This window comes from Enterovibrio baiacu, from assembly GCF_004120195.1.
GTDB lineage: Bacteria > Pseudomonadota > Gammaproteobacteria > Enterobacterales > Vibrionaceae > Enterovibrio > Enterovibrio baiacui.
Genome location: NZ_SCHN01000006.1, coordinates 387,779 through 413,269 on the forward strand (window position 1 = coordinate 387,779; position 25,491 = coordinate 413,269).

Consider the following 25,491-nt stretch of genomic DNA (forward strand, 5'->3'; position numbering starts at 1 on the left):
TTCCCGCAGATTCATTCGATAAAAAACGCCCCGCTTTTTTGCGGGGCGTTTTTTATCTCTCCGTCTTTGTCGCTTTATGGCTCGTCGCGGAAACAATCATTTTCATTACACAACATGGCATCAATGTGCTGAGCACCAAGCAATCGCAACCAAAGCGCGGGAATGGTACGAGGAAGAACAGGACCAGGGTCAAGCTGGGTTGGCTCAGTAAGTGCCCAAACACCATTTTCTGATTGCGTCGCCATAACGAAACTAAACGGGTGATAGCTCGCCATGCCTAGGCGCAAGTCAGTGACAACCAAGTCATCGTTTTGCTGCTCAAAGCTCACGAACCCGTCGGTAAATCGTTCCAAGTCGATCAGCAATGGCGGCGGTGCTGGAAACGGCCATTCCCCTCTCACCATCGGCATCCAATCAATCGCAGGGTCTTCATCCATTAAGGAGGCGAGCCCTTCCCAGTATTTGTCACCGTCTAAGATAACAATGCGCCACAGCACGGTATTTAATGGTGATGGTGCCATAAAGACGGGCTGGCCTTCTAAATGCGTTCCCGCTACGTTTTCTTCAACACGCTCTTTCATCATGCCAAGCGCGACCAAGGACCAAACCAGATACAAACTCGAAATCGTTAAACCCGCCGCACACAGTTTGGCGGCTCGGCTGCGCCAAATAAACGCAGCAAGAACAGGCACTAAAAGCGGTATGGTGTAAGCAGGATCAATAATGAACATGCTAGAGATAGCAACAGGCGGCACAGCAAAAGGCCAAAACAGTTGAGTGCCGTAGCTGGTAAAAGAGTCCAACAGTGGGTGCGTGATCAGCGACAGTCCAATCAATGCCATTAACTGCCAAAGCGGCCAATCTTTTGCGACAAAACGCTTCCAAAGCACAGCGAGTATCGCCGCAAAAGGCAGTAATACAAATAAGGAATGACTAAAACCACGGTGCTTGACCATGTTTGAGATGGGGTCACCGTAGTCCAACAGAACATCGAGGTCGGGCAAGGTGCCGAGTGCTGCTCCAGCAAGCAGTACTTTTGGTGTACAACGTCTACCTGCGACAGCCCCGGCTACCGCTGCACCCAAAGCAGCTTGAGAAATTGAATCCATTAACGCGTTCCTTATTGCATCTTTGCTGTGTCAGCCTAAAGAAAGACACTCGCTGACTGAAGACTCGATTCTATCGATCAACATCAATAGTGAAAGTAATTCCCCGTTTTATTACAGAATTTTTCTGAAAGCGCCACAAAATTCCTAGGCATAGCTCTCAGTATTAGTCCTCACTTTCTGTAGGTTTATAGGGAGACATGATGATGAAGAGGAGGGATCGCGAAGATGCCAGGAAAAGTTTCAGATTACATGACGCAAAAACTCATAACGGTTACCCCGCAAATGGGCGTAAGAGAAGCCTACTTCACCATGCGTGATGAGGAAATTCGCCACTTACCGGTCATTGATGGCGATGAGCTCGTCGGCATTATCAGCGACCGTCAGCTACGCAGACCCAATTGGGCAGATGAAACACCAGACATCGAACATCCCTATTTGTTGTCTGACGATTTAACCGTGGGCGATGTCATGGAACGAGATGTCATTACCTGTCGTACCTATGAAACCCTTTCCAAAGCAAACAAAGCCCTTTTGAACGCCAATGTCGGCGCGATGCCCGTGCTGGATAAAACTGACACGCTTGTAGGCATTTTGTCCGCGGTGGATTTGCTCGGCGCGTTGCAAGACTTATTGAACAAAGAGAAGAGCCAGAAGAAACAGCGCGCGTAACCATCACGTTCAATACATAAAGAAAAAGCCGCATTCAGCGGCTTTTTCATGCGTGAGTAACTCACTGCGCAAGCTTAATTGAACAAGCCTTTCAGCAATTTGTCCGCCACTTGCTTTACGTTGTCGTCTTCGGCTTTATCACCCAACAGTTTTTTCAGTCCGCGCTCCGCTTCTTTGCGTGCTTTCTCTTCCAACACTTTGTTGTTTGAAAGCAGCGCTTTGACGTCTAACTCATACGTCGGTGCTTGCCATGTTCCACCCAATGCGACAGGAATCGACACGTCGTTTAGCTCGTCAATGTCTTTACCGCCCTGTCCTTTACTGGTGCCAACAACCGATGTGACAATGTCAAAATCGATAGTTTCTGACAACAAGTTGGTTGAGCCTTCACCGTGAACACGAATCGCTGGCGCTTCGAGTTTCAAATTACGCGTTGATGCATTCCCACCGCCCAAGTTAAAGGTCGCTGTGAGTGCGCTAAAGTCCGTTTTCTTGGTTTCTTCAACATACTCAGCACGCTTACCTTTGAGCGTTGCTTTCGCTTCACGGATCATTTCTGGAATGTTAATGCCATTCACAGAACCGTCTGCGAAGTTAATTGCGATCGTCCCGGTGATACCTGCGCGCAAACGCTTCTCAGATAGGCCAACACCGCTTAGATTTGCATCGATGTTACCTTTACCAGAAAGCATGTCTTGGTTAGCCGCGGCTTTAAGCAATGGCTGAACGTTCACGTTCTTAATCACTTTTTTCACTTGGTAGCGCGCTGGGGATGTGGTCGCATTCAACGAACCTGTCGCAGCGATGGTACCGTCATACAACTTCGCATCAAATTGCTTGAGCGTCGCTTTGCCTCGATTAACCGCAAATGCTGTCGTCACATCCGTCACTACAACGTTATTCGCGATGAATTCTTCAATCAGGATTTTACCTGCAATGTCTAACCCTTTCAGGGCTGACAGATCCGGTTCTACATCACTCAATGGCGCTTTCTTAGCAGGTGCAGATGGCTTAGGTGCTTCACCTTGTGAGGCATTGCCATCAGAAGATTGCGCTGCAGCGTCTTTTCCACCCAAGAAGGCATCAACGTTGATCTTCTTGCTGTGCAGATCAAAACGCACAGCGGGTATATCAGCCAATACGACAGACGCGTTGCCATCAACAACCAACTCATCCACGTTCGCGACGAGGTTTGCCAGCGACACTTTCTGAACCGCGCCGTTATAATCAACGTCGCCTTTAAAGCCTACGTTCATTTTCGGGCGAGGAAGCGTTGAGCCCACCAGCGCCGTCGCGACATCAATGCCTTTCACCGCGATTTGCTGCATGGTTTCATCAACCAGCAACTCTGCCGTGCCCGAGGTATCGAACGCCAAATCATTCGCTTTGCCTTTGACCGAAAAGCCAATGTTTGCAGGGATCGCGATGCCCGCTTGGTCAGCGGTTACACTCACGCTTTCAAGCGTCAGTTGCGGATCATTTAACGTGGCAGACAACGACAACTTACGAAGCTGAGATTTAATGGCGTCTTTTGCCAACATCGCTTCCGTTGTGCCGCGGGCGGTGAATGCCATCGCGTTTTGCTTGCCTTCAACGTTAAATTCGATCGGTACCCAAAGGCCCGTTTCCAATTTACCCACATTCAGGTTCAACGTGCTGATTTCGCTTACTGTGCCTGCTTTATCATCACGAACGGTTGCACTTGCATCTACCAAATCCAATCCACCGATTGCGATAGTCCATGCTGTTGCTGGGTCAGCAGGTGTTGTGCTTTCTTGAGGTGCTTCAGATGCAGGCGCAGAGGTTTCAGCGCTCTCCGCTGGCGCAGCACCCTGTTCACCACCCGTCAAACCATCAAGGTTTGTAGTGCCGTTTGGCAAGGTTTGAACAAATACGTGCGCGCCATAAAGGCTAACAAGGCCAATGTCGAGCGTGTCTGACAACAATGGCATCACCGAAACAGACAGTTCCGCTTTATCCAAGCTCACCAGGTTCGGCTCAGCAAAGCCTTCAGGGTTTTTAAATTGAAGCTTTTCAACAGACAGGCCAAGGCTCGGCCAGAATCGCCAACTGATATCACCATCGATGATCAGCTCACGGCCCGTTGTTTTCTTCACTTCTTCAGTAATCAGGGGCTTAAAGTCGTTCGGGTTAATGACGGTGACAAGCACACCGATGGCAACCACAACGAGCAGTACCAAGCCAAGAAGTACGTAGAGGATTTTTTTCATAATAATATGTCGTCCCTTTTTTAGAGCTTGCCTCTTCATCTTTGACGAATGCCATGTTTATCAATGACATTGACGTCTCAAAGACATAGCGCATATGAGGCGGTATAACGAGATGAGTGGAAGCCTAGCGAAATCTCACTGCAATTGCTGTAGTAGACAATGCAGATTCAGCATAATTCCAACCTTCCTGCTGAGCGTTGACGGAAAATCGTCTTCGATCGCTAGCACCATCTGTTGTGAATACTGTGTCGCGACGGTTGTAAGATTACGCACCGTCATCTTCGATGCGCGATGCCACCGCACCTTGCTGGTTTTTGTATTTGGCGTTTTCGCGCTTGTTATAAGGACGATCTGCAGGCCCGCTCATCGTTTCAAAGCTAAGCGCACCAATCGGCATGCCTGGCCTTAACGCAAGGGGCAAGCGACCGCTGTTGAAAAACTCCAATACAATACGACCTTTCCAGCCGGGATCGATACGATGCGCAGTAACATGCACCATCAGCCCCAATCTCGCTAACGACGAACGGCCGTCAAGCCAACCAACAATATCATCTGGCAGCGTCACGATTTCTTGCGTCACCGCCAACGCCAATTGCCCTGGGTGAAGGTAAAACGCTTCACCGTCTGCAATGTGGATTTCTTCACTCATGATTTTATCGACTTGGGCTGAGACTTCGTCTTTCGGCCCTGATAAATCAATATACGGCGCACCGTGATCACTGAAGACTCGGAATTTGTTCCCCAAGGTCACATCTGCTGTCACCCCAGAAATATCATCATTGCTTGGACGCGGGTCGATCACTATCTTGCCTTCATCCAAATAATCGATGATGTGTTTATCGCTCAATCTCATCGCGCATTCCCTTTCGCAAGCTATTCAATGGTGTGACGTGTTCTCTGTCTTTATGTTTCTCAAACCCAAGCAACCCGCAAGCGACGTCGAGCCTTGCACAGTAACGGCGTTGGGATTTCACACGCATTTGTCCGAGTGACACCTCGGATGCGTGTTATTTTATCGAAGGACAGACAGAAAAAAAGCCGGACTCAGCCGGCTTTTTATTAATCTTTCAGTAGTTTGGCGATATGCGCCTTGAGAACATCAATCGCGATACGGTTTTTACCGCCGCGTGGAACAATGATGTCTGCATACTGTTTGGATGGCTCAATGAACTGCATGAACATTGGGCGAACCGTGTTTTGGTACTGTTGAAGCACAGATTCCATGGTACGGCCACGCTCTGCGACGTCGCGTTTTACACGGCGAAGCAAACAGATGTCGAGTGGAGTATCCATAAAAATACTCGCGTGCATCAAATCACGTAGACGCGGATCGGTAAGCAACAAGATACCTTCAAGAATGATCACCTTCTTCGGTGTCAACTTGGTGGTTTCCGCCATACGGGTATGCTCTGCGTAGCTGTACTGTGGTACGTCTACAGCTTTACCTTCGGTCAGCGCTTGAAGATGTTGGCAAAGCAAATCGTGGTCTAGCGCTTGCGGGTGGTCATAGTTCGTTTTGACACGCTCATCCATGCTGAGGTGACCTTGGTCGCGATAGTAGCGGTCTTCCGTGATAACACCGATCTGGTGGTCGCCGACTTTCTCTTTTAGTTCCTGATAAATTGTACTGGCGATCAGACTTTTACCGGATGCAGATGCGCCTGCGATACCGATAATGACACATTGGTTGTTGTCACTCATAAATGAATACCCGGAAATTTGGCGAGAAATAAACCGCCTGATTATAGGGAGTTGAGCTCTCAGGTGCCAACTAAAATTAGGAAAAGCGCCCATTTGAAACGTAAAGCGGACAAAGCTTCATCAATGTGACGTTACTTTATCCGCTATTTTCTATGCGCTTTCGGCTTGTGACGCAGATCACTCTACTGTAGTAATGGAAATTTGAGCAGGCGCTGCCTCACCACTCCAATACAACTTACTCGCCACGCCCAACGCCATCTGGCGATAAATCACCGAATGCTCGCTATCGGGTTGACTCGCCACCGTAGGTGCGCCGGCATCAATGTCTTCTCGAATACTGATATGAAGCGGCACTTGCCCCAGCAAAGACAGCCCATGTTGCGCGGCCATTTTTTGTGCACCACCTTCGCCGAAAATGGCTTCATGATGACCACACTGGCTGCAAATATGGTAGCTCATGTTCTCCACCACACCGAGTACAGGAACCGCGACTTTCTCAAACATAGCAACGCCTTTAATGGCATCAGCGAGCGCAAGATCTTGCGGTGTTGTCACGACTATCGCAGCAGTCACAGGAAACTGCTGCGCCAAGCTCAATTGAATGTCGCCAGTGCCCGGCGGCATGTCCACCACCAAATAATCCAAGTCAGGCCAGCGCGTTTCATTCACTAATTGCGCGAACGCTTTGGATGCCATGGGGCCACGCCACACCATCGCGTTTTCATCCGGCACGAGATAACCGATGGAATTACTGAACAGCCCATGAGTTTCAATCGGCTCCATGGTTTTGCCATCAAGCGAGTGGGGCTGTTTACCTTTCGTACCTAACATAAGAGGTAACGAAGGCCCATAGATGTCGGCATCGAGTACCCCCACCTTTGCACCTTGTGCACGCAAGGCCAATGCCAAATTCACTGACGTGGTCGATTTCCCGACGCCCCCTTTTGCCGAACTAACGACAATCAGGTTTTTAACACCTTTGAGCAAGGCTTTGTCACCCGCTTTCAGCGGCACAATGTTTTGTGTGACGTTAAAGCGAGGAAGGGAAACATCTTGTTCAATCTGCGCCTCAATCCATGCATCCAGTTCAGAGGCCAGTTCACTGGCAGCGAATGGCAAGGTTACAGTAAACGCGTTATCGCCGGACTGCGTCACCATGCCTCGCTGACTTGCCCAATCGCCAATCAGCGCAGCGTGTTCAAATTGATTCAAGAAGGCTATCGCGGCAGACAAATCCGCATCCTTATTTTTACTACGACCAAATATCATGGTGAGCACCGTCTCCTCGTTCGAATCCCACTGCGGTTTTCCTTAGCCTAATGAAAATTGCACCAATTCACACGGTTTTTACACGCTTTGAATAACCAAGTAACGATAATCTGCGAAAGTGAGTGATTCAACACCACATGCTAGGCAATCCACTGTCTATCAGGTAAGATTTGCGGCATTCTTCCGATTCATTCTGTCAAAAGCGAACGATCTAGATTATGGCTGCAAACCAACGAAAAATTCTGGTTACCTGTGCCCTGCCTTACGCAAATGGCTCTATTCATTTGGGTCATATGCTCGAGCATATTCAGGCAGACGTATGGGTGCGTTATCAGCGCCTGCGTGGCAACACGGTTAACTTCATTTGTGCAGACGATGCGCACGGTACACCAATCATGCTGAAAGCTCAGCAGTTGGGTATTGAGCCGGAAGCCATGATTGCGGAAATGCAAAAAGAGCATGAAACAGATTTCGCAGGCTTCGATATCAGTTTTGATAACTACCACAGCACCCACAGTGATGAAAACCGTGAGCTTGCGTCGCACATCTACACGCAACTGAAAAACAATGGTTTCATCAACAGCCGCAGCATTTCTCAACTGTTTGACCCAGAAAAAGAAATGTTCTTGCCAGACCGCTTCGTGAAAGGCACATGCCCGAACTGTAAGTCTGAAGACCAATACGGCGACAACTGTGATAATTGTGGTGCGACATACAGCCCTACCGAACTGATCAATCCTAAATCAGCGGTAAGTGGTGCAACGCCAGTCATGAAAGACTCCGTGCACTTCTTCTTTGACTTGCCACAATTCGAAGGCATGTTGAAAGACTGGACCACCTCGGGTGCGCTTCAAGAAGAAACCGCAAACAAAATGGCAGAGTGGTTCGAAACGGGTCTACAACAGTGGGATATTTCTCGCGATGCCCCTTACTTTGGTTTCGAAATCCCGGGTGAGCCTGGCAAATACTTCTACGTATGGCTAGATGCACCGATTGGCTACATGGGTTCATTCAAGAACTTCTGTGATAAAAACAGCCACGTTGATTTTGACGAGTACTGGAAAAAAGATTCAACGACCGAGCTTTACCACTTCATCGGTAAAGACATCGTGTATTTCCACAGCCTATTCTGGCCTGCCATGCTTGAAGGTGCGGGTTTCCGCAAACCAACCAATGTGTTCGTTCACGGCTACGTGACCGTCAACGGTGCGAAAATGTCAAAATCAAAAGGCACTTTCGTTAAAGCGAGCACTTACCTTAAGCACTTGGATCCAGAATGCCTGCGTTACTACTACGCCGCTAAACTGAACAACCGCATTGATGATCTGGATTTGAATCTGGATGATTTCGTACAGCGCGTTAACTCTGACATCGTGAACAAAGTGGTTAACCTTGCATCACGTAATGCGGGTTTCATTGCGAAGCGTTTCGAAGGCAAACTGTCTGCTGAATGTGCAGAACCTGCGCTGTATGCAGAGTTTGCTAACGCAGCAGATCGCATCGGTTACCTGTTCGAGAAACGCGAGTTTAGCCGTGCTATCCGTGAAATCATGGCGCTGGCAGACAAAGCGAACCAATACGTTGACGAGAAAGCACCTTGGGTTGTTGCGAAAGAAGAAGGCAAAGACGCTGAACTTCAAGCAATCTGTACCATGGGTATCAACTTGTTCCGCGTACTGATGGCATACTTGAAACCTGTTATGCCTGAACTGGCAAAACGTTCAGAAGCTTTCTTGAATGAAACCCTGACGTGGGAAGGTATTGCTCAACCTTTGACTGACCACACTGTGAACCCATTCAAAGCACTGTTCAGCCGCATCGACCCTAAACACGTTGAAGCCATGGTGGAAACATCGAAAGAAGATGCAGCCGCTGAGAAAGCATTGTCTGAAACGTCTACCGCTGCGAAGAGCCCACTGGCTGAAGAGCCGATTGCTGATGAAATCGAGTTCGATGACTTTGCAAAAGTTGACCTTCGCATCGCGAAAATCATTTCTTGTGAAGAAGTGCCTAAAGCAGACAAATTGCTGAAGTTCCAATTGGACATCGGCGGCGAAACGCGTCAAGTGTTCTCCGGCATCAAGTCTGCGTACAAAGCAGAAGACCTTGTCGGTAAGTACACCGTGGTGGTTGCCAACCTGAAGCCTCGCAAAATGAAGTTTGGCATGTCTGAAGGCATGATCCTTGCGGCAGGCCCTGGTGGTAAAGACCTTTGGTTGCTTGAGCCACACGAAGGTGCACAAGCGGGTATGCGCGTCATGTAATTTGGCACTCGCCAATGCATAGCCTTATAGCGCGACACCATTGAAAAGAGAGCTTCGGCTCTCTTTTTTTATTGCTTGTTTTTCTCTCGCCTATTCCTCGTCTTCTCTGCTTAACAGCTCCCTAACTTGCACCACGTTAGGTCATGCTTGCATCAACACGCATCACTGGTTGCATATAAGCTTTGTAAACCATTGAAATGTCGTCCATAAAAATTGGCACAACCCCTGCAATTTGTCAGACAGGCTCTCTTACTGAGGAAAATGCTATGACAATGCTAACGTCCATCACCCCAAACTGGTTTCGTCAGTTCGCAAAAAGTTTTACGCGCTCACGTGATTTAAGACAGGAGCATTACCGCGCTCAAATTTCGTCACTGCGTTCGTTACTGTGGATGCTGCATGAGCACAACTCTCGCTTTGTACTTGCGCCTCAGTCGCCAAAAGCGTCAGAGGCACGTTCAGACATTTATAAACATTGTCTGAAAATGCAGCGTGAGTGCGCAGCCCCTCAACGCCCTCTTTTTCGTGTGCTCAACAGTCGTATGGAAAATGCGCTCTCTGCCCTGCCTAACCAATCGAAAGCGGCTTGGTATGCCATTCATGCCCGTGCATCAGACCATCTGGTTTACATTATTGACGAAGTGACCCGCGCTTATTTCAGCGAGAACATGCAAGACACCTCTTACGAAGAATATCAAGCGTTCTGGCAAATTTGGATTGATACCAAAGAAGCGCAATTACGCTTTGAACAAGCCACCATGCGTTTTTCAGAGGGTAAAATCGCCGCGTGGCAATCGGTGAACCTGCAAAGCCGCATACTGCAAAAACGAATGCATCAGCTTTCTTTGATGACATCATCAGAGGCATCAATGGCGTTCGAACGCATTGATAGCCGCTTTGATTCCATCATTCACGCAGAAGATGGGCAGATCCCCGCCGAGTCACTGACAAAAATCAGTACCGACTTGAGCATAGTATTGCTGCATCTCTTCGACCAAGAGCTCTCCATTCGAACTGCTGAAACGCCTGAGCCTAAAGTGACCGCAATCACTCTGGCTTCTCAGTAAGCAGTCGAAGTAAGCAGTCGAAGTAAGACGAGGAAGAGAAACACGACATCACATTGAGTACCAAACAGAAAAAGAAAAACCGCCATCAATGGCGGTTTTTTGTCTCAAACAGTTTTGCTTTAAAACGAAAAGGCGTTAACCCGTTCGGCGGAACTGTCTTACCAAGCGTTTCTGCTCTTGCAACGCTTGATACAGAATCTCGGCTTCTTGGACAGATTCACGAGAGATGTTTATCGTCTCTTGAGACACTTCTGATACCGACTGGATATTGCCGTTCATCTCATTCGATACCGCAGCTTGCTCTTGAACAGCCGTTGCGATTTGGTGGTTTCGATCATTGATATCCGTCACCAACTCTTGCGAACGTCTTAGTACTTCACCTGCTTGTTCGGCGCTTGATACACAATCAACCGACAAGGCTGTACCGCGTTCCATGGATTCAACGGCTTGTTTGGTGCCGTTTTGAATCTGCGAGATCACATCTTGAATTTCGGACGTCGATTCTTGGGTACGTTGAGCCAGTGCCCTCACTTCATCTGCTACCACCGCAAAACCACGACCTTGTTCACCTGCTCGCGCAGCCTCAATCGCGGCATTCAATGCCAGCAAGTTGGTTTGTTCAGCAATGCCCTGAATTACATCAGACACCGCACCGATGCGTTTGCCGTGCTCTTCAAGTTCAGAGATAACACTGGACGCGCCATCAAGTTGTTTTGCCAAGTTTTGAATGGCATCCACGGTTTTACCCACAGTCTCCATCCCTGCAAGGGTGGCTTCTTGGGCTTCCATCGCCGCATCAGAGGCGCTTTGCGTATTCCCTGACATGTCATTCGCGGTCGCTGACATTTCGTTAATCGCCGCTGCAATTTGATCGGTTTCAGCGTTTTGTTTATCAAGGTTATTGGTTGTGCGCTGCCCGTTTTCTTTCGCAAGACTTGCAGCCGCAAGCACTTGATCACTGCCATCCATGATGCGACCAACCACAGCATTTAGCTCTGCTGCACGCATTTTAAGCGCGAGCTCAACTTCTGAAACGTCATCAATTGCGCCGTTATACAAGTGTTCCATGAGAGGGTTGTCGTACGCTTCCCTCGCAAGTTTTGTCACGTTCTCGAGGCGGCGAGTGAGCATATAAATCGCTACGATTGAAGCAACAAGCTGAACACCGACCGATGCAATGAAGCCACCAAAGAATCCTGCCCCCGCAGCCACTGCTGCAGAAATAACAAACCAAAGAGAGGCGCGTTGCCACATTCTGGTTCTGGGCTTCTTGAGTGCAGAAGGTGTTTTACCTGCGAGTAAAAGAGGATACAGCTTCTCAGCACGCTCGACAGCTTTTCTGTCAGGCACCATACGCACTGATTGATACTCGACAATCTGTCCGTTTGATTTTATCGGTGATGCAAACGCATTCACCCAATAGTGATCGCCATTTTGAGCGCGGTTCTTCACCATACCCATCCACGATTTGCCGGACTTGATGTAGTCCCACATGTTTTGGAATGCTGCTGGCGGCATAGACGGGTGACGAACCATGTTATGTGGCTGACCAATCAACTCGTCGCGCGTGTAACCTGCCACTTCGCAGAATTCATCACTAACGTATTTGATGATTCCGCGTGTATCCGTCGTGGATAGTAAGTTGTAATCGACTGGAAATCGGATTTCCTTGTCCGTTACAGGATTATTGACTCGCATACGGCACTACCCTTTATTGAATGAGACATCTTTCTAGTAATTAATACTAGACGAAATATTTCGTCTGTAAGGGTAAGGTTCTGAATAATTAATCACTTACGTGCTAAAAATAAGATTTTCCTTTTTAATCAGTAGAATAGCTGTTGAAAAGTTTATCAGTAGTGCATTGTTCTTGCGATACAGTTAACGGACATGACTGAGACGAAACATCAAAATTTCTGCAAACTCTGCCGTTTACGTTACCACGTTGATTTCACGTCCTGTAAAAATAAGGCACAAAAAAACCGACCAAGGAGGCCGGTTTTCAATGTCGTTTTTTACATGCTTAGCCGATGTGAGCAAGGCCACCCATGTATGGACGAAGTACTTCTGGCACTTCAATGCGGCCGTCTTCAAGTTGGTAGTTTTCTAGGATTGCTACCATGGTACGGCCAACAGCCAAACCAGAGCCATTCAAGGTGTGCAGAAGCTCAGGCTTCTTCTCTGACTTACGACGGAAACGTGCCTGCATACGACGCGCTTGGAAGTCAGTCATGTTTGAACATGAAGAGATCTCACGGTACGTGCTTTGTGCTGGAACCCAGACTTCTAGGTCGTAGGTTTTCGCTGCGCCGAAGCCCATGTCACCCGTACATAGGATCACTTTACGGTACGGAAGGTTCAGCAGTTGCAACACTTTCTCAGCGTGACCGGTCAATTCTTCCAGTGCTGCCATTGAATCTTCTGGCTTCACGATTTGAACCAATTCAACTTTGTCGAACTGGTGCATACGGATAAGACCGCGTGTATCACGACCGTAAGAACCCGCTTCTGAACGGAAACATGGTGTGTGCGCCGTCATGCGAATTGGAAGATCTGCTTCGTCGACGATGGTATCGCGAACCATGTTGGTCAGCGGTACTTCTGCCGTCGGGATCAGTGACATGCCAACGCCTTCTTCCGTCGCTGGTTGCGTGTGGAACAAATCTTCACCGAATTTCGGCAACTGACCTGTACCAAACAAGCTGTCAGCGTTCACCAAGTAAGGCACGTACATTTCGGTGTAGCCATGCTCTGTGGTGTGAAGATCTAGCATAAATTGTGCAATTGCACGGTGCAGACGCGCCATTTGGCCTTTCATCACGATAAAACGTGAACCAGACAATTTAACCGCACTTGCGAAATCTAGGCCGCCAGAAAGCTCGCCAAGATCAACGTGGTCTTTTACGTCGAAATCGTAAGATTTAGGTTCGCCCCAAACAGAGATCTCAACGTTTTCAGACTCATCTTTACCGACTGGCACTGCATCATCGGCGACGTTTGGCACAGATTGAACGATAGCGTTCAATTCGTTTTGAAGATCAGCCAATTCTGCTTTTGCTTTGTTTAGCTCGTCCCCAAGGTTTTCAACCTCTGCCAGCAGTGGCTGGATGTCTTCGCCTTTCGCTTTCGCTTGACCGATGGACTTGGAACGAGAGTTACGCTCTGCTTGTAGCTCTTCTGTGCGAACTTGTAGCGATTTGCGTTTTTCTTCAAGGTCGCGAAGTGTATCTACGTCAAGCTTAAAGCCACGACGCGCCAGTTTTTCAGCTGTTGCGTCCAGCTCGGTACGAAGTAGTTTAGAATCCAGCATGTTAATCCTGTGAATCGTTATCTAACAGTGCCTGAAAAAGACTTAACGCTGCCACGCACTAATATGACAGCGCCAATATGAAAGGATCTGTACCCGCTAAATCGAGAGATATTTGTATCGCAGACAGTGGGTATTTATGGATTTAAACAATACCCAAAATACCCCTTTTTTCCTAGCGTTTTTGAGGGCTATTTGCGTCCAATTGTTCAAGAAATGCCAACTTCTCAGCGATTTTAATTTCCAGTCCGCGATTTACAGGTTCGTAATACCGCGTTCCTTTCATTTCCGCTGGGAAATAGCTCTCTCCTGCCGCATAAGCGTTTGGCTCATCATGGGCATAACGATACCCGTCGCCATACCCCATTTCTTTCATCAATGTGGTGGGGGCATTACGAAGATGGTTGGGCACCTCAAAATCTGGGTGCATCTGCGCATCACGCAAGGCTTGTTTCCACGCTGTATAAACAGCATTACTCTTTGGTGCACACGCCAAATAAACCGCTGCCTGCGCAATCGCGCGTTCACCTTCTGAAGGGCCAACACGCGTGAAGCAATCCCACGCATTGATGGCGATTTCCATCGCGCGAGGATCAGCATTGCCGATGTCTTCAGAGGCAATGGCCAATAGGCGTCTTGCCACATATAACGGGTCACCGCCCGCGGTGATAATACGCGCATACCAATAAAGCGCGGCGTCTGGGTCTGAACCACGCACCGACTTATGAAAGGCAGAAATCAGGTCGTACCAAAGATCGCCTTTGTTATCAAAGCGCGCAATTTTTTCGCCGGCCACTTCAGCCAACAATTCAAGTGATATGTTCTTCTGACCTTTGCTATCTGGCTCTGCCATGTCTGACATTAGCTCAAGATAGTTCAACGTCATGCGTGCATCACCTGACGTGAAGTTCGCCAGTTGTTCTTTGACATCCTCTAGGAAATGGAGCTTCTCCGCGCCAAGACCTCGAGTTTCATCGGTTAGCGCTTGCTCGATAACGTCGAGAATGTCGTCTTTATCTAACGATTTCAGCTTGTAAACACGCGCTCGAGACAAGAGTGCATTGTTCAATTCGAAGGAAGGGTTTTCCGTCGTCGCACCGATAAACGTGATGGTGCCATCTTCAATATGCGGGAGAAATGCGTCTTGTTGGCTTTTGTTGAAGCGATGCACCTCATCCACAAACAGAATGGTTCGTCGGCCTACCAGCTGATTCTCTCGCGCTTTTTCAATGGCAAGGCGAATGTCTTTCACCCCTGAGGTTACCGCAGACACGCGTTCAATTTCCGCGTTCGAATAACCCGCAGCGACTTCCGCTAACGTGGTTTTTCCTGTGCCTGGTGGCCCCCATAAGATCATGGAGTGCAGTTGACCACTTTCTAACGCACGTCGAAGCGGTTTACCTTCACTGAGTAGGTGTTTTTGTCCGATGTATTCGGCCAAGTTCGTTGGCCGCATGCGCGCGGCCAATGGACGGAAGTCATCGGCGAAATCGAGACTTAGATTGCTCAATAGGAAATACTCGTTTTACTGTCGTTGGTCGTCCAGCTCTACGCCTTCAGGAACAGTAAAGCTGAAGAGTGACGCGCTTGGCGACGCATTTTTGACATTGTCGAGGGCAAAACGGCTCATTTGGCCATCTTGTTCAATCACGGCAAACTCTGTGATTCGGCCATCAGGGCGAACATTCACGACGAACTCACCCAAATTAGACGCTTGCTTTGGTGACAACACAAACTTGTCACCGTCTTGACTGACATTGTAGTTCTGCCAATCGGTTGGGTCATTGCGCGTTAGCAAGACAAACGGTGTTTGCGACGTAGCATCATCCAACCACATTGCGGTGACTTGCTCAATAAACGGGCTGTAGTACCACAGGGTTTTACCGTCTGAGATCAGCAGGTTTTCATCCGGTGTTACCGTTTCCCAGTTGAACAGGTTTGGACGCTTCATCGCTAAGGTGCCTTCACCTTCGCTGATAACCTCTCCTTCTGGGCTGGTTACCGTTTGGTTGAAGGCCGCTGTAAAACTGTTCAGCTTATCAAGACGCGTATTCAACTCTTGCTGAGGAGACGCAAACACTGCAGGTGCAATCAGCAGTAGAGACAACAACATCTTCTTCATTCGTATCATTCCAATCAATCTCTCGAAGGAGGTGGCGGTGCCAACACTTCGCGATTTGAGTTATGTCCGGGTGGACTCACTATGCCCTGCACTTCAAGTTGTTCGACAATTCGCGCAGCGCGGTTATAGCCAATTTTAAATCGGCGCTGTACGCCGGAGACTGAGGCTCTGCGTGATTCAGTCACAAATTCGACGACCTGGTCAAACAGCTGATCCAACTCATCACCGTCCGCACCTTCAGCCGCTTCACCTGGTAACAGGCCTTCAGAACCTTGGTCACCGTTTGTGATGTCAGTAATGTACTGTGGCTTTCCGCGTGCTTTCCAGTTGTTCACCACGCGATGCACTTCATCATCGTTCACGAACGCGCCATGAACACGCGCAGGATGGTTAGACCCATTCGGCATGAAGAGCATGTCACCCATACCCAATAGCGATTCTGCGCCACCTTGGTCAAGGATGGTGCGGGAGTCGGTTTTGGTGGATACCGTGAACGCCATTCGCGTTGGGATGTTTGCTTTGATCAAACCGGTAATCACATCCACCGATGGACGCTGGGTTGCCAGTACAAGGTGAATACCTGCCGCACGCGCTTTTTGCGCCAAGCGAGCAATCAATTCTTCAACCTTCTTACCTACGACCATCATTAGGTCAGCAAATTCATCGACGATGACAACAATGTACGGAAGTTTTTCTAAAACAGGCGCCGTTTCATCCATGCTATCACCCGGTTTCCATAACGGATCAGGGATAGGATGGTTCGCGTCATTGGCTTCTTTCACCTTGTCATTAAAGCCTGCGATGTTACGCACACCAAGGGCTGACATCAGTTTATAACGACGCTCCATCTCTGCCACACACCAGCGTAGCGCGTTACCGGCGTCTTTCATGTCGGTGACCACTTCGGTCAGAAGATGCGGAATACCCTCGTACACCGACAATTCCAGCATTTTAGGGTCAATCATGATGAAACGAACATCTTCTGGGCCCGCTTTATACAGCATGCTGACAATCATGACGTTGACGCCGACAGACTTACCAGAACCTGTCGTACCAGCCACCAGCATATGCGGGGCTTTTGCTAGGTCAGTCACAATGGCTTCGCCTGCGATATCTTTACCTAGTACCACAGATAGCGGCGACTTTGACGCTTGGAATCGCTCACTCGCAACAACTTCTGACATGAAGACAGTTTCACGGCTGGTGTTTGGAAGCTCTAGACCGATATAAGGCTTACCCGGGATGACGTCTACCACGCGCACCGCACTGGTCGACAAGGAACGTGCAATATCTTTCGACAAACCCATGATGCGGCTGACTTTCACACCCGGAGCAAGCTCTAGCTCGAAACGCGTGATCACCGGCCCCGGGAAAATCCCTTTGACGGTAACTTTGATTTTGTAATCTTCAAGACGCGTTTCAATCAGCCTTGCTTGGTATTGCAACTCTTCGTCAGACGCACGGGTCGCGGTTTTACGCGCAGGATCGAGCAAATCTAACGTAGGTAGGGGTTCTGCAGGTTTTGGCAGGTTTGGCTCATCTTTAATCAAGAATGGGTGCGTTGCGCCTGCAGCATTTTTCTGTGCTTCTCGAATGGTTTCGAGGAAGGGATCTTCATCATCAGGGATCACGGATTGTGCTTGGGCACGGTCAAGCTCTGACAAACCATCGGTATTACCGATCTCAATCTCTCGCGCCGCGGCATCACTGTGCGTCTCTTCAACTGCTTCCCATTCAGCTGGCGCGTCTTCAGCTTCGCGATAAGCGGTATTATCAGCCGCCCCCAAACCTTCTTCGTCTTGTTCTGGTGAATTTTTCAGAGCGTCACTCTGAGCGACATCGTTTTGCGGTGCAGCATCAAGGTGTGGGGCCAAATTTGGCGTGAAACCTTCGTTTTCATCGATGTCGAACGGTGGTTCATCGCGATCATTCACGCCGAATGAAGGTGCCGTATCGTCTAACACATGCTCATCCGACGCTGTTCGTTGCTCATCAGTCGGCAAAGAAGGTGACAGCAAAACATCATCATGCACCTTGTCAGAGGCACCATCCTCAACGTTGGCATCGCCAAAGCTAATGGTTGGTTCTTTTCGCTCTGCTGGCTCACCAGCCAATGCAGCTGCAGACACAGTTGCAGCAATGGCCGCCGTCACAGGTACAGGACTAGGCGAAGAGGCCGCATGAATAATGGGTGCAGGTGCGCCTTCTGATGATTCAACCCGCTGCACCTTGTTTAGTGCGGTCAAATCGGCCAGTTCGCGACCATTGGTCGTTGCTTGTTGCGCGAACAACGGATCATCTTTATCCGCATCCGACAATTCAACGCTTTCTGACGTATCTACCGTGGAGCCAAGTGTTTGAGGTTTATCACCACGTGCGCGGTTAACAACCCACGTTGCCGCAGACAAGGTTTTCTCGCCCAAGGTATCAACAATGGTTAACCATGAAATACCCGTGAATAGCGTGAAACCGGCTGCCCACAAAAACAAGAATACGAGGGTGGTTCCCAAAATATTAAACAGAGGCAGCGCAATGCCTGACAGCACATCCCCCACTACCCCACCGGATGAGAAATACCAGAAATCATCGAAGTTTAGGTCTGCAAGGCCACAACTGGTCAGAAACAGCAACACCACACCAAGAATGCGTGTGGCGAGAATCGTGTAATTTAAAGGTTCAGCCTCGCCACGGCGGCGGAAAAACACCCAACCACCAAGAACAAGCAGCAGTGGAAGTGGGTACGCTAAGGTGCCGAGAGAGAAAAAGAAGGTATCTGCCACCCAAGCACCAAATGTGCCCGCGGCATTTTGAACTGGGCCATCCCACGCGGTTTGAGACCAAGATGGATCTGCAGAATCATAACTGAGGAGAGAAACTAGGATAAACACGGCTGACAGCAAAGCGAGAATGAGCGCGGTTTCTTTTAAGCGCTGCGTTCCGTTTAATCGACGCGGGGTCTCTGTCTGTTTGTGCTCCTGACGCAAGGAAAACTCCATTATCACCTATCTATTTAATCTTATTCCGATCTGCGTATGCTGGCTTCGTTATTCTACGTTTTTGCCATCCCATACCATCGGTGAAGGGTTACAATTGTTCATGTCGGTGAATTGTTGAGTTGCGAAGCATAAATCACTCAACACATCAGCCTTTTGCAAAAGTGTACACCAAACAAAAAAACAAACCGAGCAGCAAGCTACTCGGTTTGTCGAATATAACACTCTTCTAAGCCCAATGTGTCCGAGCGGTGTGAGGTTGTTAACGCGTTTTAATGACCAAATGGTTAGTCTGCTTAACCTCTTCCATCACCACGTAGGTGCGGGTGTCATTCACACCTGGAAGACGAAGCAATGTTTCGCCTAACAGTTTACGGTATGCAGACATGTCAGAAACGCGGGTTTTCAAAAGGTAATCGAAGTCACCCGATACAAGGTGACACTCCTGAATGTCTTCTAACTGTTGTACGGCTTTGTTGAATTGCTCGAAAACATCCGGCGCACCACGGTTAAGCGTAATTTCAACAAAAACTAACAGAGAGGCATCAAGGAATTGCGGGTTAAGCAACGCGGTATATCCGCTGATGTAACCTTGTCTCTCTAGGCGTCTAACACGCTCTAGACATGGTGTTGGCGATAGGCCGACACGCTTCGACAATTCGACGTTAGATACACGCCCATCCTTTTGTAGCTCATTAAGAATATTTCTATCTATACGGTCCAATTCCTTGGAGGGTTTCTTTTTGGCGTCAACCATTTTTTATTCCACCTTTTTACTTCCTTGCAATGTTAAATGCCATTTTTCCTAACATAACTTTTATCTTTAGCATCAAATCTGGCTTTCTGCGAACTATACTGGCTCTAAATACAACAATAACACAAAACACTAGCTAATAACTCTACAAAGAATCGAGGAATCAGGATGATCATTGGTGTACCTAAAGAAATCAAAAACCACGAGTACCGTGTAGGCATGGTCCCTGCTAGCGTTCGAGAACTTACTTCCCGTGGCCACTCTGTTAACGTCCAGTCACAGGCAGGCATGGGAATCGGGTTCAGTGATGAGGACTATGTTCAGGCAGGCGCAACAATATTGCCCACGGCTGAAGATGTCTTCGCTACCGCTGAAATGATTGTAAAAGTTAAAGAGCCGCAGGCCGTTGAACGTGCCATGCTTCGCGAAGGGCAAATTTTGTTTACTTATTTGCACCTTGCACCAGATTTTCCACAGACACAAGACCTTATCAAGAGCAAAGCTGTCTGTATAGCCTATGAAACCGTAACAGATTCTAAGGGTAGATTGCCACTCCTTGCACCTATGTCCGAAGTTGCTGGTCGAATGTCGATCCAAGCCGGTGCACAAGCGCTTGAAAAATCCCGTGGCGGAGCAGGAATGCTGCTAGGTGGTGTACCTGGCGTCGAACCCGCGAAAATCGTAGTGTTGGGCGGTGGTGTTGTTGGTTCAAATGCGGCAAGAATGGCCGTTGGCATGCGTGCTGACGTAACCATCTTAGATCGCAACATTGATACACTGCGCGCACTCGATGAAGAGTTCCAAGGACGTGCAAAAGTACTCTACTCAACAGAAGAAATTCTCGAAAAGCACGTTCTCGCCGCAGATTTGGTCATCGGAGCAGTGCTTATCCCTGGTGCAGCAGCACCAAAATTGGTAAATGCTGACCATATCAAGCGTATGAAACCGGGTGCAGCTGTGGTGGATGTCGCGATAGACCAAGGCGGTTGTTTCGAAACGTCTCACGCAACCACACACGCCGATCCTACTTATATCGTTGATGATGTTGTTCACTACTGCGTCGCAAACATGCCTGGCGCTGTAGCACGAACGTCTACATTTGCCCTGAATAACGCGACACTTCCTTATATCGTTAAATTGGCGAGCCAAGGCTATCGCGAAGCGCTATTGACGGACGCTAACCTGCTAAACGGACTGAACGTTATTGATGGCAAAGTGACCATTAAAGAGGTCGCGGAATCTTTCGACTTGGAATATGTTGATCCGCGAGCGGCGCTTGCGTAATCAATAAGTAATAAGAGATAACATATTTAGATTAAGGGCACCGCACGGTGCCCTTTCTTTAGCTTCTTATTTTCCCTACAATCAGCTTCAATATAAATACAAAATCCACCCGGAGAAATAATGAGCAACGTAAAGCATGCAAGCCTTCTTATCTTAGGTTCTGGCCCTGCTGGTTACACAGCCGCAGTTTATGCTGCGCGCGCAAACCTGAACCCGGTAATGGTAACGGGCATTCAACAGGGCGGTCAGCTAACGACCACGACTGAGGTTGAGAACTGGCCGGGTGATGCAGAAGGACTAACAGGCCCTGCACTGATGGATCGCATGAAAGAACATGCTGAAAAGTTCGACACAGAAATCCTGTTCGACCACATCAACGAAACCGACCTGACGCAACGTCCTTTCCGCCTAAAGGGTGACAACGGCGAATACACCTGTGATGCATTGATCATTGCAACGGGCGCGTCAGCACAATACTTAGGTATGGAATCAGAAGAAAACTTCAAAGGCCGTGGCGTATCCGCGTGTGCGACCTGTGATGGTTTCTTCTACCGTAACCAAAAAGTAGCCGTAATCGGCGGCGGCAACACCGCGGTTGAAGAAGCACTGTACCTGTCAAACATTGCCTCTGAAGTTCACCTTATCCACCGTCGTGACACTTTCCGTGCTGAAAAAATTCTGATCAGCCGTCTGATGGACAAAGTAGAAAACGGCAACATCGTTCTTCATACAGACCGTGTTCTTGACGAAGTGCTGGGTGACGACATGGGCGTGACGGGTGTTCGCATTAAAGACACGCAATCTGATGCAACGGAAGAATTCGATGTAATGGGTCTGTTCGTGGCCATCGGTCACAAGCCTAACACCGGCATCTTCGAAGGCCAGCTAGACATGCACAATGGCTACATCAAAGTGAAATCTGGTCTTGAAGGCAACGCGACGCAAACCAGCATTGAAGGCGTGTTCGCAGCAGGCGACGTTATGGATCACACCTACCGCCAGGCAATCACGTCTGCAGGTACAGGTTGTATGGCCGCGCTTGACGCAGAACGCTTCCTTGACGCAAAAGAACAAGCTAAGTAACACTCTACCTCTAGGCCTGCACACTTGCAGGCCTATGCTTTGCCAGACCCGCCTTCCCATTCCACGATCATTGAAGTTTTATGGATAAAAAGAAACAGCGCTCTCTTGCCCAATGGCTCAAAGGGCAGAGCAAGCTAGGCAAAACATGGCTTATGACAGCAATTGGCTTGGCATTTTTGTCAGGTTTGTTTTTAGTCGCACAAGCGGCATTGCTGGCCAATATTCTGCATGAACTCATTATTGAAAAAGCCGACAAATCCGACTTATGGCTCTCTTTCGTTGGTCTCGCCATTATCGTTTGCCTTCGTGCCGTCTGTAGCTGGGGAAAAGAACAAGCAGGCTACCGCGCGGGGGAAGCAGTTCGACTGCATATTCGCCACCTTATTATGGATAAATTGGAAGCCTTAGGCCCAGCGACCATTCAAGGGAAACCCGCAGGTACGTGGGCAAGCCTTGTTCTTGAACAAGTCGAAGAGATGCAAGATTTCTTTGCTCGCTATCTGCCGCAAATGGCCATTGCAGTTCTTATTCCTTTTATCATTCTTATTGCCGTTTTCCCGCTTAACTGGGCGGCAGGATTGATCTTCCTTGTTACGGCCCCGCTCGTGCCTTTCTTTATGGCACTGGTCGGTATGGGCGCAGCCGATGCCAACCGTCGTAACTTTAAAGCGTTACAGCGCCTATCAGGGCATTTCTACGATCGTCTTCGTGGCTTATCAACCATACGTTTATTTGACCAAGCAGAAGCGGAAAGCAAACACCTTCGTGTTGCTTCTGAAGATTTCCGTAAACGCACCATGGAAGTGTTGCGCCTTGCATTTTTGTCGTCCGCGGTACTGGAGTTTTTCACTGCATTGTCAATTGCGGTGACCGCGGTGTATTTCGGTTTTAGTTATATTGGTGAGCTGAACTTCGGCCACTATGGTATTGGTATCACGCTGTTTATTGGTGTGTTTGTCTTGGTGCTTGCACCTGAGTTCTATCAGCCCTTGCGAGACCTAGGCACTTACTACCATGCCAAAGCCCAAGCCATCGGGGCAGCCGAATCTATCGTGAATTTCTTGGATTCAACGCCAGAGCATCAGTCTTCGGGCGATGCAAAGATAACCGCTGACGCCATTACGCTTGAAGCAACGGATCTTGAAGTACTCAGTCCTGATGGTGCCGTATTAGCAGGCCCTCTTAGCTTCTCCATTCAAGCAGGACAGAAAGTGGCATTGGTTGGACAAAGCGGCGCGGGTAAAACCAGTTTGATCAACGCCCTACTTGGCTTCCTACCTTACCGAGGCAGTCTCAAAATAGAGGGTGTCGAGCTCAATACCGCCGATCTCTCGCATTGGCGTAAACAAGTGAGTTGGGTTGGGCAAAACCCGCAGCTATTCCACGGCACCATTCGCGATAACATTTGCTTGGCATCGACGCTCACATCAGACGCTGACATGCACACCATGGCAAAAGCCGCTTACGCTGACGAATTTATTTCTAAGCTAGAAAACGGCTACGAACACCATGTGGGCGACCGTGCTGCAGGTCTTTCCGTAGGCCAAGCCCAGCGTATCGCCGTCGCACGCGCTTTGCTGCAAAACGGAAAGTTCTGGGTGTTGGATGAACCGACCGCCAGCCTTGACGCCTCAAGCGAAAAGTTGGTGATGGCGAGCTTGGACAATGCGACTAAAGAGACGACAACCTTGTTAATCAGCCATCGCATTGATCAACTCGATACCAGCGACCAAATTCTGGTGATGGACAGCGGGAAACTCGTTCAACAAGGCACCTTCGACGCGCTTAAAGACGTTGGCGTATTTGCAGAAATGATCCATGCCGTAGACAGGAGTGACCTCGATGCGTGATCTCATTCCTTTCCTGAAACTTTATAAAAAGCATTGGTTCGGCTTGTCGTTAGGCATGTTGCTATCCTTTGCGACGCTCGCCGCTGCAATTGGTCTGTTGACCTTATCAGGCTGGTTTATTGCTGCGTCGGCTGTTGCAGGTCTTGCCGCAACGCAAAACTTTAACTACATGTTACCCGCTGCGGGGGTTCGCGGTTTCTCTATCGCGCGAACCGCTGGACGTTGGGGTGAGCGCGTGGTGAGTCACAACGCAACCTTTAAGTTGCTCGCTGATTTGCGTATTTTCTTTTTCGAAAAACTGACGCCGCTGATCCCAGGAAAAGTTGGCAATCTGCGCGATGCGGATATCCTCAACCGGTTAGTCGCTGATGTCGATGCCATGGACCACGTCTATTTGCGTCTTGTCAGCCCGATGGTTGTCGGCGTGTTGGGTATTCTCAGCATCAGTGCTTTCCTGTATTGGTTTGACCCTGCTATCGGATTAACACTCGGCAGCATACTGTTCGCACTGATGTTTATCCTGCCTGTAGTTTTCTTTGTTCTTGGGCGACCACATGGCGCGGAAATCACCCATGCAAAGTCGCGTTTGCGCACTTCTCTCCTTGATTGGCTTCAAGGTCATGCTGAGCTGCAGATTTTCGGTGCCGCAGAGCGTTACCGCGAACAAGCGCATAACGATGAAAAAAGCCTGCTTCACGCACAACGTCAAATGGCAGGGATAACGGGCCTCGCAAATGGCGTACTCCTAGCGGCAAACGGCTTAACTCTGGTGCTTATGCTTTGGCTTGCCGCGGATGGCGTGGGTGGGGACTATCCCAATCCAATGGTTGCTATGGTTGCCTTTGCCACCATGGCAAGCTTCGAACTTATGATGCCTGTCGCAGGCGCGTTCCAGTACCTCAGCCAAACCGTGACGTCGGCAAAACGCCTGAACGAAATAATTGAGGCGACGCCAGAAACGCCGTTTGATCCCTTGGGTTATAACAACACCGCAAAAGGCGATATCACCTTTGATGCCGTGACGTATCGCTATCATGGTGCAGATCAGGCTGCTGTCGACAATGTGTCTCTTCACATCAAAGCCGGGGAAAAAGTGGCACTGCTAGGCAGAACAGGCTGTGGTAAATCTACCTTGTTACAACTGATTACCCGCGCTTGGGATCCAACTGAAGGTGAAATACGCATCGACAACGTGCCGCTTTCAACCTGGCGTGAATCCGCATTGCGTTCGTCCGTGGCCGTCGTCAGTCAGCGCGTGGATATTTTCAATGGTGCCCTGCGTAACAACCTTGCAATGGCAAACCCCGAAGCGACTGATGAAGAGCTGCTCGATGTTATCCATAAAGTGGGGCTCTCCGCCCTACTCGATGGGCCAGGATTGGATACGTGGCTAGGCGATGGTGGTCGCCAGCTTTCTGGCGGTGAACGCCGTCGTGTTGGCATTGCACGCGCCTTGTTACGTGATGCGCCTATCTTGTTGCTGGATGAACCTACCGAAGGGCTCGACGTGAAAACGGAACAACAGATCTTGTCTTTGCTGCTTGAACACAGCCAAGGCAAAACCGTGTTGTTCATTACGCACAGATTGGTTGGCTTGAAAGATATGGATACCATTTGTCTTATGGACGAAGGTGGCATCATCGAGCAAGGGTCTCACAGCGACTTAAAAGCTGCAGGTGGGCGCTACACAAGTTTGTTGCAACGTATTCAGTAATACGTTTCAGATTGTATACTTAAGGGAGCTTCGGCTCCCTTTTTGTTAATGGCCTTGCTGCTTCTCTACCCAAC

General features: G+C 49.1%; 18 protein-coding genes. 7 read left to right on the forward strand and 11 right to left on the reverse strand.

The features are described from left to right. Positions 1–74: 74 nt before the first annotated feature. Positions 75–1,109: a metal-dependent hydrolase gene (locus EQP46_RS04320; RefSeq protein WP_129492465.1), complete on the reverse strand. Its 1,035-nt coding sequence runs from the start codon at positions 1,107–1,109 to the stop codon at positions 75–77. A gap of 225 nt (positions 1,110–1,334) precedes the next feature. On the opposite strand from EQP46_RS04320, the gene EQP46_RS04325 reads away from it, so the two are divergent. Continuing rightward, a complete protein-coding gene (locus tag EQP46_RS04325; RefSeq protein ID WP_129492466.1) occupies positions 1,335–1,778 on the forward strand; it encodes a CBS domain-containing protein in 444 nt (147 codons plus the stop codon). A gap of 74 nt (positions 1,779–1,852) precedes the next feature. On the opposite strand, the gene EQP46_RS04330 is transcribed toward EQP46_RS04325, so the two are convergent. The 4 genes from EQP46_RS04330 to apbC all read right to left on the reverse strand — a co-directional run bounded on the left by EQP46_RS04330 (position 1,853) and on the right by apbC (position 6,979). After that, complete coding sequence (locus EQP46_RS04330; protein WP_129492467.1) at positions 1,853–4,009, reverse strand: AsmA family protein; 2,157 nt, start codon at positions 4,007–4,009, stop codon at positions 1,853–1,855. A 265-nt stretch (positions 4,010–4,274) separates the two neighbouring features. Next, on the reverse strand, positions 4,275–4,862 hold the full coding sequence (gene dcd, locus EQP46_RS04335; protein ID WP_129492468.1) for a dCTP deaminase: 588 nt from the start codon (positions 4,860–4,862) through the stop codon (positions 4,275–4,277). Positions 4,863–5,068: 206 nt separating this feature from the next. Further along, positions 5,069–5,710, reverse strand: a complete 642-nt coding sequence (gene udk, locus EQP46_RS04340) for a uridine kinase (RefSeq protein WP_129492469.1) — start codon at positions 5,708–5,710, stop codon at positions 5,069–5,071. Between the two features lie 177 nt (positions 5,711–5,887). Continuing rightward, complete coding sequence (gene apbC, locus EQP46_RS04345; RefSeq protein WP_129492470.1) at positions 5,888–6,979, reverse strand: iron-sulfur cluster carrier protein ApbC; 1,092 nt, start codon at positions 6,977–6,979, stop codon at positions 5,888–5,890. Between the two features lie 218 nt (positions 6,980–7,197). Between apbC and metG the strand changes: the two genes are divergently transcribed. Together metG and EQP46_RS04355 are read left to right on the forward strand one after the other, a co-directional pair. Continuing rightward, a complete protein-coding gene (gene metG / locus EQP46_RS04350; protein WP_129492471.1) occupies positions 7,198–9,243 on the forward strand; it encodes a methionine--tRNA ligase in 2,046 nt (681 codons plus the stop codon). Between the two features lie 266 nt (positions 9,244–9,509). After that, positions 9,510–10,310: a hypothetical protein gene (locus tag EQP46_RS04355; RefSeq protein ID WP_129492472.1), complete on the forward strand. Its 801-nt coding sequence runs from the start codon at positions 9,510–9,512 to the stop codon at positions 10,308–10,310. 135 nt (positions 10,311–10,445) lie between these two features. Here the strand turns inward: EQP46_RS04355 and EQP46_RS04360 are convergent, their stop codons facing one another. From EQP46_RS04360 to lrp, 6 genes are all read right to left on the reverse strand, one after another. Then, complete coding sequence (locus tag EQP46_RS04360; protein ID WP_129492473.1) at positions 10,446–12,008, reverse strand: methyl-accepting chemotaxis protein; 1,563 nt, start codon at positions 12,006–12,008, stop codon at positions 10,446–10,448. Between the two features lie 325 nt (positions 12,009–12,333). Then, a complete protein-coding gene (gene serS, locus EQP46_RS04365) occupies positions 12,334–13,620 on the reverse strand; it encodes a serine--tRNA ligase (protein ID WP_129492474.1) in 1,287 nt (428 codons plus the stop codon). A 172-nt stretch (positions 13,621–13,792) separates the two neighbouring features. After that, positions 13,793–15,127 carry a replication-associated recombination protein A gene (locus EQP46_RS04370; RefSeq protein WP_129492475.1) on the reverse strand — a complete coding sequence of 445 codons (1,335 nt, stop codon included), beginning with the start codon at positions 15,125–15,127 and terminating at the stop codon, positions 13,793–13,795. A gap of 15 nt (positions 15,128–15,142) precedes the next feature. Next, the gene (lolA, locus tag EQP46_RS04375) at positions 15,143–15,739 is read right to left on the reverse strand and encodes an outer membrane lipoprotein periplasmic chaperone LolA (protein ID WP_129492476.1); all 597 of its coding nucleotides are present in this window, start codon (positions 15,737–15,739) and stop codon (positions 15,143–15,145) included. Between the two features lie 14 nt (positions 15,740–15,753). Beyond that, the gene (locus EQP46_RS04380) at positions 15,754–18,735 is read right to left on the reverse strand and encodes a DNA translocase FtsK (protein ID WP_129492477.1); all 2,982 of its coding nucleotides are present in this window, start codon (positions 18,733–18,735) and stop codon (positions 15,754–15,756) included. 259 nt (positions 18,736–18,994) lie between these two features. Next, complete coding sequence (gene lrp, locus EQP46_RS04385) at positions 18,995–19,489, reverse strand: leucine-responsive transcriptional regulator Lrp (RefSeq protein WP_016961524.1); 495 nt, start codon at positions 19,487–19,489, stop codon at positions 18,995–18,997. 165 nt (positions 19,490–19,654) lie between these two features. Here lrp and ald point away from each other — a divergent pair, with 165 nt between their 5' ends. The 4 genes from ald to cydC all read left to right on the forward strand — a co-directional run bounded on the left by ald (position 19,655) and on the right by cydC (position 25,417). Next, a complete protein-coding gene (gene ald / locus EQP46_RS04390; protein WP_129492478.1) occupies positions 19,655–20,770 on the forward strand; it encodes an alanine dehydrogenase in 1,116 nt (371 codons plus the stop codon). Between the two features lie 120 nt (positions 20,771–20,890). Next, a complete protein-coding gene (trxB, locus tag EQP46_RS04395) occupies positions 20,891–21,853 on the forward strand; it encodes a thioredoxin-disulfide reductase (protein ID WP_129492479.1) in 963 nt (320 codons plus the stop codon). Positions 21,854–21,933: 80 nt separating this feature from the next. Then, on the forward strand, positions 21,934–23,703 hold the full coding sequence (cydD, locus tag EQP46_RS04400; protein ID WP_129492480.1) for a heme ABC transporter permease/ATP-binding protein CydD: 1,770 nt from the start codon (positions 21,934–21,936) through the stop codon (positions 23,701–23,703). Next, positions 23,696–25,417: a heme ABC transporter ATP-binding protein/permease CydC gene (cydC, locus tag EQP46_RS04405; protein WP_129492481.1), complete on the forward strand. Its 1,722-nt coding sequence runs from the start codon at positions 23,696–23,698 to the stop codon at positions 25,415–25,417. The genes cydD and cydC overlap by 8 nt, the downstream gene beginning before the upstream one ends. Positions 25,418–25,491 lie beyond the last annotated feature (74 nt).